Annotated in this window: 13 protein-coding genes and 1 pseudogene; 9 read left to right on the forward strand and 5 right to left on the reverse strand. The window is 63.8% G+C overall.

Going from position 1 to position 14,000, the window contains the following annotated elements; translation table 11 throughout:
* Nucleotides 1-267: 267 nt before the first annotated feature.
* Nucleotides 268-1,167: a LysR family transcriptional regulator gene (locus NKH38_RS22230; protein WP_352762255.1), complete on the reverse strand. Its 900-nt coding sequence runs from the start codon at nt 1,165-1,167 to the stop codon at nt 268-270.
* 91 nt (nt 1,168-1,258) lie between these two features.
* On the opposite strand from NKH38_RS22230, the gene NKH38_RS22235 reads away from it, so the two are divergent.
* Nucleotides 1,259-2,131 carry an aldo/keto reductase family oxidoreductase gene (locus NKH38_RS22235; protein WP_023834212.1) on the forward strand — a complete coding sequence of 291 codons (873 nt, stop codon included), beginning with the start codon at nt 1,259-1,261 and terminating at the stop codon, nt 2,129-2,131.
* Between the two features lie 200 nt (nt 2,132-2,331).
* Here the strand turns inward: NKH38_RS22235 and NKH38_RS22240 are convergent.
* Nucleotides 2,332-2,551: pseudogene (locus tag NKH38_RS22240) on the reverse strand (glycerophosphodiester phosphodiesterase family protein); the annotation flags it as partial.
* Nucleotides 2,552-2,649: 98 nt separating this feature from the next.
* Here NKH38_RS22240 and speB point away from each other — a divergent pair.
* From speB to NKH38_RS22255, 3 genes are all read left to right on the forward strand, one after another.
* Nucleotides 2,650-3,651 (forward strand): agmatinase, encoded by a 1,002-nt coding sequence (gene speB, locus NKH38_RS22245; protein WP_023669405.1) that lies wholly within the window; start codon nt 2,650-2,652, stop codon nt 3,649-3,651.
* Between the two features lie 29 nt (nt 3,652-3,680).
* On the forward strand, nt 3,681-4,607 hold the full coding sequence (gene argC / locus NKH38_RS22250; RefSeq protein WP_023669404.1) for an N-acetyl-gamma-glutamyl-phosphate reductase: 927 nt from the start codon (nt 3,681-3,683) through the stop codon (nt 4,605-4,607).
* Between the two features lie 61 nt (nt 4,608-4,668).
* The gene (locus NKH38_RS22255; protein ID WP_352762253.1) at nt 4,669-5,508 is read left to right on the forward strand and encodes an aminoglycoside phosphotransferase family protein; all 840 of its coding nucleotides are present in this window, start codon (nt 4,669-4,671) and stop codon (nt 5,506-5,508) included.
* A gap of 53 nt (nt 5,509-5,561) precedes the next feature.
* Here the strand turns inward: NKH38_RS22255 and NKH38_RS22260 are convergent, their stop codons facing one another.
* On the reverse strand, nt 5,562-6,686 hold the full coding sequence (locus NKH38_RS22260) for a COX15/CtaA family protein (RefSeq protein ID WP_352762252.1): 1,125 nt from the start codon (nt 6,684-6,686) through the stop codon (nt 5,562-5,564).
* A gap of 152 nt (nt 6,687-6,838) precedes the next feature.
* Between NKH38_RS22260 and NKH38_RS22265 the strand changes: the two genes are divergently transcribed.
* Nucleotides 6,839-7,054: a DUF2842 domain-containing protein gene (locus tag NKH38_RS22265; RefSeq protein WP_352762251.1), complete on the forward strand. Its 216-nt coding sequence runs from the start codon at nt 6,839-6,841 to the stop codon at nt 7,052-7,054.
* Between the two features lie 15 nt (nt 7,055-7,069).
* Here NKH38_RS22265 and NKH38_RS22270 read toward each other — a convergent pair whose 3' ends face one another.
* Entirely contained in the window at nt 7,070-8,128 is a 1,059-nt protein-coding gene (locus tag NKH38_RS22270; protein ID WP_352762250.1) for a polysaccharide deacetylase family protein, read from the reverse strand.
* A gap of 91 nt (nt 8,129-8,219) precedes the next feature.
* On the opposite strand from NKH38_RS22270, the gene NKH38_RS22275 reads away from it, so the two are divergent.
* Nucleotides 8,220-9,449, forward strand: coding sequence for a GNAT family N-acetyltransferase (locus NKH38_RS22275; RefSeq protein WP_352762248.1), 1,230 nt, complete (start codon nt 8,220-8,222; stop codon nt 9,447-9,449).
* 3 nt (nt 9,450-9,452) lie between these two features.
* On the opposite strand, the gene NKH38_RS22280 is transcribed toward NKH38_RS22275, so the two are convergent.
* Nucleotides 9,453-10,163: a GntR family transcriptional regulator gene (locus NKH38_RS22280; RefSeq protein WP_023669398.1), complete on the reverse strand. Its 711-nt coding sequence runs from the start codon at nt 10,161-10,163 to the stop codon at nt 9,453-9,455.
* 263 nt (nt 10,164-10,426) lie between these two features.
* Here NKH38_RS22280 and NKH38_RS22285 point away from each other — a divergent pair, with 263 nt between their 5' ends.
* The 3 genes from NKH38_RS22285 (at nt 10,427) to NKH38_RS22295 (ending at nt 14,000) form a co-directional block, all read left to right on the forward strand.
* Nucleotides 10,427-11,527: an ABC transporter ATP-binding protein gene (locus NKH38_RS22285; protein WP_352762247.1), complete on the forward strand. Its 1,101-nt coding sequence runs from the start codon at nt 10,427-10,429 to the stop codon at nt 11,525-11,527.
* 34 nt (nt 11,528-11,561) lie between these two features.
* The gene (locus NKH38_RS22290; RefSeq protein WP_352762245.1) at nt 11,562-12,851 is read left to right on the forward strand and encodes an ABC transporter substrate-binding protein; all 1,290 of its coding nucleotides are present in this window, start codon (nt 11,562-11,564) and stop codon (nt 12,849-12,851) included.
* A 237-nt stretch (nt 12,852-13,088) separates the two neighbouring features.
* The gene (locus NKH38_RS22295) at nt 13,089-14,000 is read left to right on the forward strand and encodes an ABC transporter permease (RefSeq protein ID WP_352762243.1); all 912 of its coding nucleotides are present in this window, start codon (nt 13,089-13,091) and stop codon (nt 13,998-14,000) included.

The following is a 14,000-nucleotide window of genomic DNA, read 5'->3' on the forward strand; positions in this document are numbered from 1 at the left end:
CCGCTGCCCCTCCCCCCCCACCTAACGCCCCCCCCCGGGCGGCCTTTTCTTTGGGGCCGGGGCCGCCCCCCCCCCCGGCGCGCCGCGCCGACCTCCCCATCGAGGGGAGGTAGGAGGTCGCGGCAGTTTTGCCGCCCGGACAATCCACGATGGTCCAGCGGCTAGCAAACCAGTTCGACCATAAAAACGCGGCACCCTACCTCCCCTCGATGGGGAGGTCGGCGCGAAGCGCCGGGTGGGGTGATGGCGCCGGCCTCGGTTCAAGTCTCAGAACTTGCCGGCCTTGATGTAATCGATAAACGCCCGTAGCGGCGCCGGAACCAGACGCCGTCCGGGATAGTACAGAAATGGCCCGGGAAAGCTCTGCCACCATGGTTCGAGCACGGGCTCCAGGTCACCGCTTTCGAAGTGAGGGCGAAGCCACCCTTCAAAGAGAGCGACGATGCCGCTGCCGGCAATCGCCGCATGGACGGCAAGATCGCTCGCCCCGCCGATGCGCACGATCAACGGCCCCGTCGTGTCGACCCGCACCACCTCGCCGTCGCGCTCGAATTCCCACGGCAGCATCGAACCACTGGCAAAACGGCCGCGCAGACAAGCATGGCCAAGCAGATCGCTCGGGTGCTGCGGCCGCCCATGGCGATCGAGATAGGCGGGGCTGGCGCCAGTGGCGAAGCGCTGGACGCGCGGTCCGATCGGCACCGCGATCATGTCCTGCTCCAGTCGCTCGTCATAGCGGATGCCGGCGTCGCAGCCGGCCGCCAACACGTCGACGAAGTTCTCATCGGCGATGACCTCCAGCCGAATGCCGGGATAGGCGGCGAGGAAGCCCGGAACGATGTCGGGCAATATCAGCCGCGCGGCGCTGACCGGGACGTTGAGGCGCAGCGAACCGGCCGGCCTGTCGCGAAAGCCATTAACCACGTCGAGGGCCGCATCCACCTCCGACAGCGCCGGGCCAAGCCTTCCCAAGAGGCTGAGGCCTGCGTCGGTTGGAACAACGCTGCGTGTGGTGCGGTTGAACAGCCTGACGCCGAGCTGCGTCTCCAGGCGGCGCACCGCTTCGCTCAGGCCCGACGCGCTGCCGCCGCTGGCGCGAGCCCCTTCCCGAAAACCGCCGGCACGCGCCACCGTCACGAAAGCGTTCAGATCGCCAAGGTCCATCATTGTTCGCCATTCCGCACAAGCTGTACGGATTGTACCTTATTATTCCGAGGTTGAGCAGCGTCTATCTTCGCCTCCTCAAAGGAGACCGACCATGTCCACCATCCAAAAATCCGGCACATTCACCCTCGGCAGCCACACCGTGAAACGGCTCGGCTACGGCGCCATGCAACTTGCCGGCCCGCACGTTTTCGGTCCGCCGAAGGATCATGACGCGGCCATTGCAGTGCTGCGCGAAGCGGTGGCCTCCGGGGTCAACCACATCGACACCAGCGACTACTATGGCCCGCATGTAACCAACCAGCTGATCCGCGAAGCGCTGGCGCCCTATCCGCAAGACCTCGTCATCGTCACCAAGATCGGGGCGCGGCGCGGCAGCGACGGCTCCTGGCTGCCTGCCTATTCCGCCAAGGAACTAGAGCAGGCCGTGTACGACAATCTCAGGAATCTCGGCCTTGAGGTGCTGGATGTCGTCAATCTGCGCATCATGTTCGGGGTGATGGGTCCGGCCGAGGGCTCGATCGAGCCGCAGTTGACCGCGCTTGCCGAACTGCAGCGCAAGGGTCTGGTGCGCCATATCGGCCTGAGCAACGTCACCCCAGCGCAGGTCGAGGAAGGCCGTGGGATCGCCGAGATCGTCTGCGTGCAGAACCAGTACAATCTGGCGCATCGCGACGACGACGGGTTGATCGATGAACTGGCGCGCGCCGGTATCGCCTACACGCCGTTCTTCCCGCTCGGCGGTTTCAGCCCGCTGCAGTCGTCGACCTTGTCGGATGTGGCCGCGCGGCTCGGCGCCACACCCTTGCAGGTTGCGCTCGCCTGGCTGCTGCGCCGCTCGCCGAACATCCTGCTGATCCCGGGGACGTCGTCGATCGGGCATTTGAGAGAGAACCTGGCGGCGGCGGAACTGGAGCTGTCGGCCGATGTGCTAAGGGAATTGGATGGGGTGGCGAAAGCGGCGTGAAGATTTTGCGGGCGGCGCTGTCACCCCACCCGCGCCTTCGGCGCGACCTCCCCATCGAGGGGAGGTAGGAGGTCGCGGCAGCCTTGCATGCCTCGCAATCGCTACGACTGTCGGAATCTAAAGCGCCAACGCCCTACCTCCCCTCGATGGGGAGGTCGGCGCGCAGCGCCGGGTGGGGTGATGGCGCCGACGTACGATTTCTAATTGATACTCGCCGTATTCGCGGCTCGGCCGGCTTCGCCTCATCCACATAAGGCACCCTAAACCCGTTGGCCCCCAGCCAGCCAATGGCAGCCTTCGGTTCGTCGGTCTGGATGATGGTGGCGCCGCGTTCGGCCCAGAAACCGTGGTCTCGGCCGGCATGCCGGCCCGCACCGCCAGTTCATCGCCGCGGCCGCCGGAGAGGATGCCGCCGGGCCTTGCACCTTGGCGATACAAGTCCTTCGCCAAGCTGTGACTGGCATCTTGCGTGCCGGTTCTGTAGTTGTGGCAGCCCGATGAACAAAGAAGGACCCGTAATGGCGAACCAGACCATCGATAACGCCTTCACCGCCCGCTCCAAGACGGGGCCTTCCTTCGAGCCGACCTATGCCGGCGCGCTGTCGTTCATGCGGCGCAAATACACCAAGGATGCAAAGGGCGCGGACGCCGTCGTGTGGGGCATTCCGTTCGATGCCGCCGTCACCAACCGGCCGGGCGCGCGCTTCGGGCCGCAGGCGATCCGCCGCGCCTCGGCGATCCTCGACAACGACCCGCAATATCCGTTCTCGCGCGACCTGTTCGAGCATCTCGCCGTCATCGACTATGGCGATTGCCTGCTCGATTCGGGCAATCACCAGAAGACACCAGGCACGATCGAGCGCGAGGCGGCGAAGATCCTGAAATCGGGTGCCTTCCTGTTGTCGCTCGGCGGCGATCATTTCGTCACCTGGCCGCTGCTCAAGGCACATGCCGCCATCCACGGGCCGCTGGCGCTGGTGCAGTTCGATGCGCACCAGGACACCTGGCCTGACGATGGCAAGCGCATCGACCATGGTTCGTTCGTCGGCCGCGCCGTCAATGAAGGCATCATCGACCCCGATCGTTCGATCCAGATCGGCATCCGCACGCATGCCCCCGATACGTTCGGCATCAAGATCCTTTACGGTCACGAGATCGAGGAGATGCGGGCTTCCGACATCGCCTATGCGATCGTCGACCGCACCGGCGGCAGGAAGACCTATCTCACCTTCGACATCGACTGCCTCGACCCGGCCTTTGCGCCCGGCACCGGCACGCCGGTTGCCGGCGGACCGTCCTCGGCGAAAATCCTGTCGACGCTGCGCCAGCTCGGCCAGGTCGATATTGTCGGCGCCGACGTCGTCGAGGTTGCGCCGGCCTATGATCACGCCGATATAACGGCGATCGCCGGCTCGATGGTGGCCATGCACTATCTCGGCCTGGTGGCCGAGCGAAAAGCGCGGGCGGAAGAGCTGAACAGCGGCAACCATGGCGCGGCAAACCATGGCCAGGGCATATAGGCCTGAATTAGCAGGGAATTGACGGGCACATGAAACCGAAAATCTTCATCGATGGCGAACACGGCACCACCGGCCTGCAGATCCGGGCGCTGCTGGCCGAGCGCGGCGACCTCGAGATCATCTCGATCCCGGCCGAGCGCCGCAAGGAAACGGCGGCGCGCGCCGAGTTCCTCAATGCAGCCGATGTCGCCATCCTGTGCCTGCCGGATGCGGCTGCCAAGGAAAGCGTATCGCTGATTGCCAACGACACCACCAAGGTGATCGACGCCTCCACGGCGCATCGCGTAGCCGAGGGCTGGGAATATGGCTTTGCCGAGATGGAAAAGGGCCAGGCCAAGATCATCGCCAATGCAAAACGCGTCGCCAATCCCGGCTGCTGGCCGCAAGGACCGATCGCGACACTGCGGCCGCTGGTCGCCGCCGGCCTGCTGCCGGCGGATTTCCCGATCACCGTCAATGGCATTTCGGGCTATTCGGGCGGCGGCCGGCCGATGATCGAGGACTATGTCGCCAAGGGCGAGGATGCCTCTGAATTCCAGGTCTATGGGCTGACCCTGCAGCACAAGCATGTGCCGGAGCTGCGCACCTATGCGAAGCTGTCGCACGATCCGATCATGCAGCCGGCGGTCGGCAATTTCGCCCAAGGCATGATCACGGTGGTGCCGCTGCAGCTCGGCGGGCTTGACCATGTGCCGGCCGGCGCCGAACTGCACGCGGCAATCGCCGACCATTTTGCCGCCATCAAGGGCGGCGTGGTCGAGGTAGCTCCTTACGAGCACGTGGAGCGCCTGCCCGAGATCAATCCCGAGGTCTATAACGGCACCAATCGGATGAAGGTCTATGTCTTTGCCAATGACGACAGGGCGCAGGCGCTGCTGATTGCGGTCTATGACAATCTCGGAAAGGGCGCCTCGGGTGCTGCCGTTCAGAACATGGATCTGATGCTCGGCCTTTAATTCAGTTGGAGAGAGCATGTTGCCCGAAAACCGCTTAACACTTTTCGGCATCACGCTCTGAATGGACGCGCCTGCATTTCCAAAGCGCTGGAAGATCAGCGCGCCCGAGCTCATTGCGGAGACGTTTTCGAGCCGCATCTGGAAGGTGCGGCGTGAGGACGGCTCGCCGGCCATCGTCAAGGCGCTCAAACCATTCGACGATGTCGAGGACGAGTTGCGCGGCGAGCACTATCTCGCATGGCGGCGCGGCGAAGGCGCGGTGCGGCTGCTTGGCCGGGACGGCCACCGCATGCTGCTCGAATATGCCGGCGACACCCTGCTTTCCGACGTTCTGGCCAAAGAAGGCGACAACGCCGCGACCGCAATCGCGGCCGAGTTGATGGGGAGACTGTTCTCGCCTACAAGACACCCTGCCCCGCCGGACCTGCAGCCGCTGCGGACACGGTTTGCCAGCCTGTTCAAAAAGGCCGGAGCCGATCGCGACGCCGGAGAGCACAGCCTCTATATCGAGGCCGCCGAAATCGCGGACCGGCTGCTCGATGCCCCGCATGCGGTCAAGCCGCTGCATGGCGATCTGCATCACGACAACATTTTGCACGGTGCGCGCGGCTGGCTGGCGATCGACCCGAAGGGCGTGCTCGGCGATCCCGGCTTCGACGCCGCCAATCTGTTCTACAACCCACTGGGGCGCGACGACCTCTGCCTCGATCCCGAGCGCATCGCGCATATGGCCGAGATCTTCGCCAGGACACTCGGCCAGACGCCGGCTGCCATTCTCGACCATGCTATCGCCTATGGCTGCTTGTCGGCCGCATGGCATCATGAGGACGAGAATGCGGTCGACGAGAACCGCGAGCTGTCGGTTGCGGGAGTGATCCGAAAGGTGCGGCTCAGCTTCTGACCGGCGCAGCCTCGCGCGTTAGACGTAGCGAGGCAGTTCGTTCGCGAAATAGATTATTGCGACGGCCAAGACACCGTAGACGATGTACCTGCGTTCATGGGCGGCCGCGTTGGCAGTGGATAGGCGCCCTTGTTGCCGCGCCAGTGGGCGGCGGCAAATCCCAGCAGGACAAGCGCGAAGGCCTGATGGGTCAGCGCCATGTGCAGCGGCACCTGCATCAGAAGCGTGCCGATGCCGATCGAGGCCTGGACCAGCACCAGCAGAAACAGCAGCGTCGCGCGGCGTGCGTGTGTCGTGCCTGGTAAACGCCGGCGTGTCGCGATCATGTGCCAGAGCGCGACGGCAAAGACCGTGTAGGCGCCCAGTCGGTGGACGAACTGCACCGTCTTCGGGTTCTCGAACAAGTTGCGCCAGGCCGGCTCGAGCAGAAGCAAATCTGACGGGATCACCTTGCCGTCCATCAGCGGCCAGGTGTTGTAGCTCAGGCCGGCGTCGAGCCCTGCGACCAGGCCGCCGAGATAGATCTGGACCAGCACCAGCAGCACGATGAAGCCGGCCAGCCTTTGTGTCGGCCGGTCGGCGGCAGGCTCCGAATGCGGCGCCAGCCCGCGCGCGACCACCATGGTGGCGGTGAAGATCAGGGCGGCAAGCGTCAAATGCGTGGCCAGGCGGTACTGGCTGACGGAGACCCGGTCGATCAGGCCGGAGGCCACCATCCACCAGCCGATGGCGCCTTGAAGGCCACCAAACAGCAGAATACCGACCAGCTTTGGCCCAAGGCCGCGCTCGATGCGGCGCGTCGCCCACAAGACCAGCAGCGGTAGGCCGAAGACCAGGCCGACACTGCGCGCCAGGATACGGTGCGCCCACTCCCACCAGAAGATCGATTTGAAGGCGTCCAGGCTCATGCCCTTGTTGAGCTCGGCATATTGCGGAATCTTCTGATAGAGCTGGAATTCCTCCTGCCACTCGGCGTCGTTGAGCGGCGGTATCACGCCGTGGATCGGCTTCCACTCGGTGATCGACAGGCCGGAATTGGTGAGCCTGGTGGCGCCGCCGACCAGCACCAGCGCAAACAGCACCAGAAGCACGACATACAGCCAGCCGCGCACCAGCGCCCGATTTTTCAAGTCGCGATCGCGGTCAATGTAAGGCGCGGCGGCTGATATTGCGGCCATGGGTTGGTCCCGGCAGGTTGACGTGGCGGATTGGTGAACCATCGCAACCCGGCTGACAAGACCGGACGGCGCGGCACGCCGTCGCGCCGCATCTCCCGGGTTGCACAGGCGCGTGGTTGGGCCTAAGCGAAGGCGATCAACGAGAACGCCTCATGCCCAACCGCCTGAAAAAGCTGATCGGAACCTTCCTGCTGGTGGCGCTGGTCATCATCTATGCGCTGGTCGCGTCGATCATAGCGGTCGCGCAGCTGTCGCAATCCAGCCCGCTGGTGCATTTCCTGTTCTTCCTGTTCAGCGGCCTGTTCTGGGTGCTGCCTGCGATGGGCATCATCAAATGGCTGATCCTGGAGCCGCCGCCGAAAGGCTGAAGCGCCCGACCCAGGTCAGATGGTGACGACCATTTTGCCGGCATTGGCCAGCGGCGTCGTCACGCCCGACAACATGGTGCGGATATGGGCGACGCTCTGGTAGCGGCCGTTGACCGAAATGCGCGGCAGCGCGTGCAGGAAGCCGGCGTGCTCGGCGTGCAGCACGCCGTGGCGCGTGGTCACCGCCGAGGCGTAGCCGGCGTCGCGGGCAAAGCCCACTTCGCGGCAGCCGACAGCGCTGGCGTAGCCATAGGGGTAAGCGAGATGACGGGAGTCTTCGCCGAGCTGCGCCTGCAGTTGGCGCCTGACGTCGACGATCTCATGGCGCGCATCGGCTTCGTCGAGCCGCTTCAGATTGCGGTGGTTGACCGTATGCGCGCCGATCGTCACCAGCCTGTGCCCGGCCACGGCGCGGATATCGTCCCAGGTCATCAGCGTGCTTGGGCGCAAGCCATCGAGGTCGATGCCGTTCGAGCGCGCCAGATCGCGCAGCACGGCGCGCTGATCCTCCTCGCGCACCTCGAGCGTCAGATAGGCATGCAGACGCGCATTGGCGTGGAGTTTCTTGCCGTGGGTCGAGCAGTCGATGGTCACCGGCCCCTTCGGCGTCGCCAGCGTCAAACGCTCCCGCGCGTTGACGATATCCTCGACCACGTCCCACCATAAATCGGCGCTGCCGTCGATCAGACCCGGCGCGACATAGATGGTGATCGGCGCGTCGTGCTTTTCGAGCACTGGCAGCGCTTCGGTCATGTTGTCGCGATAGGCGTCGTCGGCGGTGATGGTGGCGAACTGGCCGTCCTTGCCGCCGGCCTTGATGCGCTCGATCGCCTCGTCGAGGGTGACGAAGGCATAGCCCCTCGACTTCATGTCGGCGACGAGAGCGTCGAGGAATCGCGGGGCGATGTTGAGGTGGCGGTTAACGCCGTCCGGCTTCTCCGGCGTGGCGGTGACCCGATGCAACATGAGGATGGCGCCAATGCCGCCGACAAACGGCTTGGCCAGCGGTGCAAGGCCGGTAAAGCGGGCGATATTAAGCGCCAGTTTCCGAACTGCCTCACCACCGTCGATCATTCATTCACCTTTTGCGCCTAGGCTCGATCCAAGCACGGAACGCGCCGACGCGAACTCCTGATCGCGACGAATACGCCTTAAGGATTGAGGTATGGTTGACGCCACCGCGTCATTTGACGGCAATCGGCTCGCCGCAAGCAAGGCGTCTGCGCGCACGCCGGCTGCCGACCAGACCAGTCTGTCGGTGTCGATCGCAGATGCTGCCGCGCTCGCCTCTTACGGCGAATTCTGCCGTTCGGCGCTGTTTGCGCCGGCGCAAAGCGCGGACTGGGTTCGTGCCTGGACGGCGCAGGCTAATCCCGATGCCGTCATTGCCACGCTGACAATCGAGGACAGGCCGGTCTTTGCACTGGCACTGGAAATCACGCGAACTGGTCCATTCCGCGTCGCCCGCTTCATGGGCGGGCGCCATGCCAACGGCAATTTCGCCGCCGCCGATCCGGCATGGCTGGCAAAGGCAGATGCTGGGGGGATCCGCAGGCTGGTGACGGCGATCGGCAAGGCGCGTCCCGACATCGATCTCGTTGCCTTGGAAAGGCTTCTGCCCGACCTCGATGGCGTTGCCAATCCGCTGGTGGCGTTCTCCAACTTTCCGAGCCCAAACCTGTCGCTCGCCGTCAATCTCGACGGTGGTTTCGATGCGCTGCTGTCGCGTGTGGGCGGCAAGCGCAAGCGCAAGAAGCACCGTTCGCAGACACGCAAATTCGAGGCGGTCGGCGTTCATCGCCGCATCGAGGCGCAGACACCCGAAGACGTGAGCCGGCTGCTCGACGCTTTCTTAGAGATGAAGGAGTTCCGCTTCGCCAAGATGGGCATCGCCAATGTCTTCGGCGAGCCGGAGGTGCGGGCTTTCTTCCGTGCCCTCTTCGCCGGCGCGCTGGCCGAGGAGAAACCGGCCTTTGTGCTGCATGGGCTCGAAGTGGCCGGCAAGCTGCGCGCAATTACCGGCTCGAGCCGCTCGGGCAAACGCCTGATCTGCGAATTCGGCGCCATCGCCGAGGACGATCTCGGCCACACCAGCCCCGGCGATTTCCTTTTCTTCGACATCATCGAGGAAGCCTGCCAAACAGGCTTCGATGTCTATGATTTCTCGGTCGGCGACGAGCCCTACAAGCGGCTCTGGTGCGATATCGAGACCCAGCATTTCGAGGTGCTGGCGCCCCTGACGCTGAAGGGACGCGCCCTGGCGTCGGCGCTGCGGCAGGGCGCACGGGCGAAAGCCTTCATCAAGAACAACCCGACGGTCTGGAAGCTGACCAAGATGCTGCGCCGCAAGGCCGCCGGACAGGCAGCGCCCGCTCCCACGGACGACGAAAACTAGCGTTCAGAAATTCAGCGCTTCGCGGAGCGCCGGGCCGGCCCTGACCCGCAGGTCGAGATCCGCCTCGATGTGGTCGATATGGTGCAGCATCAGCCGGCTCACCAACCCGCAATCGCCGCTCTCCAGCGCGCCGACCATTTCCGTGTGCTCACTGTGCCCGCAGGCCGACACGCCGGATCGTCCGTAAAGGGCGATCACCAGCGACGAACGCGCCACCAGCTCCTCCATGAAGCGCTGCAGGATGGCATTGCCGGCGACGGAGGCGAGCAGCAGATGGAAATCGCCCGACGCCTTGATTTCGGAGCGCCGGGCGGTTGGGCCGCGCTCGGCGATGAAGCGCCCTTCCTCGTCGAGCTGCGCTCGGAACGCAGCGATATCGGTGGCTGTGACCCGCCCGCAGGCGGCAATGGCGATGCCCGGCTCGATCAGCCGGCGCGATGCGAACACCTGGCGCGCTTCCTCGGGCGAAGGGTTGGCGACGAAGGCGCCACGGTTGCGCTCGGTACGCACCAGCCCCTCGAAGGACAGCATCTGCAGCGCCGCGCGCGCGACCGTGCGCGAGACGTCGAACAGCGTGCCGACCTCGCCTTCCGACAGCTTGGTGCCGGGCGTCAGCCGACGATCAACGATGGCGTCCCGCAGATTGTCGCGAATCGCCTGGGCGCGATCCTGGTTGGCGCTGTCGGCGGAATGGATCTGATCGGCAATGTTCATGGCGATGATGATTCCCAGCCTCTTCTAACTCAACTCGTCGCCTGCGCACGAGAGGCAAAGTGGACACGAAGCCAAAAAGATTGCATACGATTCTTGCGCGGATCGCGCACAATCGCCCATAATTTGTGCAATGCACAAGATAGCCCACCGGCTAGGCAGTGGGCACGAATTCCGATTTTTGCTGATGATTCAAATGCTTGGCCGAATCTCGCCGATTGGCACGCATAATGCATTGGTTGACGCGACCAAACGGGGAAGCCTGAATGTCCAAAGCCGCCGAGATCGACATCGTCTCCGTTTCGAAAGTGTACGGAACGACGACTGCCGTCGAGGCCATCAGCCTGAAGATACCGGCAGGCACCTATTGCTGCCTGCTTGGCCCCTCCGGCTGCGGCAAGACCTCGACGCTGCGCATGATCGCCGGCCACGAAAGCATTTCGTCGGGCGATGTCCGCCTCGGCAACATTGTCGTCACCGACTTGCCGCCGGCAAAGCGTGGCACGGCGATGATGTTCCAGTCCTATGCGCTGTTTCCGCATCTCGACCTTGTCGACAATGTCGCCTTCAGCCTGAAGATGAAGGGCGTCGACAAGGAGCAGCGCCGTGCCAAGGCGCTCGACATGCTCAAGCTGATGCAGATGGAGGCCTATGCGACGCGCCGGCCGGCGCAGCTTTCCGGCGGCCAGCAGCAGCGTGTTGCACTCGCCCGCGCTCTGATCACCGATCCCGAGGCGCTGCTGCTCGACGAGCCGCTGTCGGCACTCGACCCGTTCCTGAAGATACGCATGCGCGCCGAGCTGAAGAAATTGCAGACCTCGCTTGGCATCACTTTCGTCCACGTCACCCACAGCCAGGAAGAAGCCATGGCCTTGGCGGACCTGATCGTGGTGATGAATGACGGCCGCATCGAACAGGCGGCGCCGCCGCGAGATGTGTTCGAAAGGCCGGCCACCGCCTTCGTCGCGCGCTTCATGGGCGACCACAATGTCATCTCCGGCCGGGTCACCGGCGTGCGCGACGGCATGGTCGTCTTCGACGTCGATGGTGGCGCCTCGCTCGCCGCCCGCGGGCAAGGCCGGGAGGCGGGCCAGGAGGTTGGCACGCCGATCGACATCGCCATCCGCACCGACCATGTGCGCATCGGCGAAGCACCCTCTCCCGGCCTCGGCTTCACCGGCATCGTCTCCAACATCGAATATCGCGGCGCCACGGTGAAGCTGTCGGTCACCGGCGGCGGCATCGACGATTTCACCGTTATCATCAACGACTCCGACTTCTTCGCCAAACCCGTCGCCCTTGGCGACGCCGTACCGCTCGCCTGGGATTCCGAGGACGCCATCGTCCTCGGCCGCCTTCATTCATGAATTCAACGAAGCAAAACAAAACAGGGGAATAGGAATGACAAAAACAGTAGAAACAAAGACCGGAATTTCGCGCCGTTCGTTGCTCAAGACAGGTGCGGCCGCCGTCGGCCTCGCCGCAGGCTCGGGCGCCATTACAGGCTTCCCGACCATCTGGGCGCAGTCCAACATCACGCTGCGCCAGTTCGGCACCGGCGTGTCGAACCTGAACGCGATCGCCGACAAGTGCAAGGCCGACCTCGGCATCACGCTGGAAATGACGGCGACCGATTCGGACGCGGCCGCCCAGCGCGCCGTGACCCAGCCCGACAGCTATGACATCGCCGACATCGAATACTGGATCTGCAAGAAGGTGTTCCCGAGCGGCGTGCTGCAGCCGATGGATGTCAGTAAGCTGAAATACTACGACGAGCTGGTGCCGTTGTTCAAAACCGGCAAGCTGACGCCCGACAGCATCATTGCCCAGGGCACCGCGCCGCACACGGTCGGCTATGTCGAAGCGCAGGACTCAAAGACCTTCGCCAAGGCGCCGACCAAGTGGTTCACCATGGTGCCGACGATCTACAACGCCGATACGCTAGGCATCCGGCCCGACCTCGTCGGCCGCGACATCACCACCTGGGCCGACATCATGGACCCGGCCTTCAAGGGCAAGACCGCGATCCTTAACATCCCGTCCATCGGTATCATGGATGCGGCCATGATCATGGAGGCCACAGGCAGCATCAAATATGCCGACAAGGGCAACATGACCAAGGAAGAGATCGACAAGACGATCGACTTCCTCATCAAGGCCAAGCAGGCCGGCCAGTTCCGCGCCTTCTGGAAGTCGTTCGACGAGAGCGTCAACCTGATGGCATCGGGCGAAGTGGTCATCCAGTCTATGTGGTCGCCGGCCGTCGCTGCCGTGCGCTCCAAAGGCATCGCATGCCGCTTCCAGCCGCTCAAGGAGGGCTATCGCTCATGGGGCGGCGGCCTTGGCCTTGCCGCCCATCTCAAGGGCGCCGAACTCGACGCGGCCTACGAATACATCAACTGGTATACGTCGGGCTGGGTCGGCGGCTATCTCAACCGCCAGGGCTACTATTCCGCCAATATGGTCTCGGCCAAGAAGTTCATGTCCGACGACGAATGGGGCTACTGGATCGAAGGCAAGCCGGCCAAGGGCGAGATCAAGGCGCCGGACGGCACCGTCATGGAAAAGGCCGGCGCCGTGCGCGACGGCGGCTCGTTCGAAGAGCGCATGGGCAAGGTCGCCTGCTGGAACTCGGTCATGGACGAGGACCGCTACATGGTGAACCGCTGGAACGAGTTCATCGCCGCGTAGAGCGGACGCGTTCACTGTGATGTTGCGATCCTTCGCGCCCCCCTCTGTCCTGCCGGACATCTCCCCCACTTGGGGGGAGATTGGCAGCGTCATGGCCGGCTCTTCGTTAGCAACGTTGGAGTTTGGCGAAGGCCGTTATGAGAGTTCGATCTCCCCCCTCGTGGGGGAGATGTCCGGCAGGACAGAGGGGGGCGCGAAGGATCGCAAGTCATCGCGATCACGCGGAGGATTTTCCCAATGACAGTCGCGCTCGAACGCCCCGCCATCGCAGCAGCCAAGCCCGCCAGACGCCGGCGCTTCTCCATCAGTGCCGTCACGCCCTACCTCCAATCGGCGCCGCTGGCGCTCATCCTCGGTGCGTTCCTGCTCTTGCCAATCATCATGATCGTCGTCGTCTCCTTCTGGGATTATGACTTCGCCGCCATGTATCCGGATTTCCTGACGACGAACTATTCCGACGTGCTGGGATCATGGGTCACCTGGAAGACCTATCTCAACACCATCAAATTCGCTGCCATCGTCTGGGCTCTGACCTTGTTCATCGGCTTCTGGGTCGCCTATTTCCTCGCCTTCCATATCCGCACCACCGCCATGCAGATGGTGCTGTTCCTTGTCTGCACGGTGCCGTTCCTGACCTCCAACATCATCCGCATGATCTCGTGGATCCCGGTGCTTGGCCGTAACGGGTTGATCAACTCGACGCTGGTGCAATTGGGGCTGGTGCCAAAACCCATCGAATGGCTGCTCTATTCGGAATTCGCCGTGGTCCTGGCCATGGTGCATCTCTACACGCTGTTCATGGTAACGCCGATCTTCAACACGTTGATGCGCATCGACCGCTCGCTGGTCGAGGCCGCGCGCGATGCCGGCGCGTCCGGCTGGCAGATCTTGTGGAACGTCGTCATCCCGCTGGCCAAGCCCGGCATGGCGATCGGCACCATCTTCGTCGTCACGCTGGTGATGGCCGATTTCTCCACTGTGCAGGTGATGTCGGGCGGCCAGAGCGCGTCGGTCGCACTGATGATGAAGAACCAGATGTCGCTGCTGCAGTATCCCGCAGCCGCCGCCAATGCCGTAGTGTTGCTGGTGTTGGTACTGTTGATGGTCGCGGGCATCCTGCGCATCGTCGACATCCGCAAGGAGCTTTGA

Origin of the sequence: Mesorhizobium sp. M1078, from assembly GCF_040318615.1 — a bacterium.
In the GTDB taxonomy this organism is placed as follows: domain Bacteria; phylum Pseudomonadota; class Alphaproteobacteria; order Rhizobiales; family Rhizobiaceae; genus Mesorhizobium.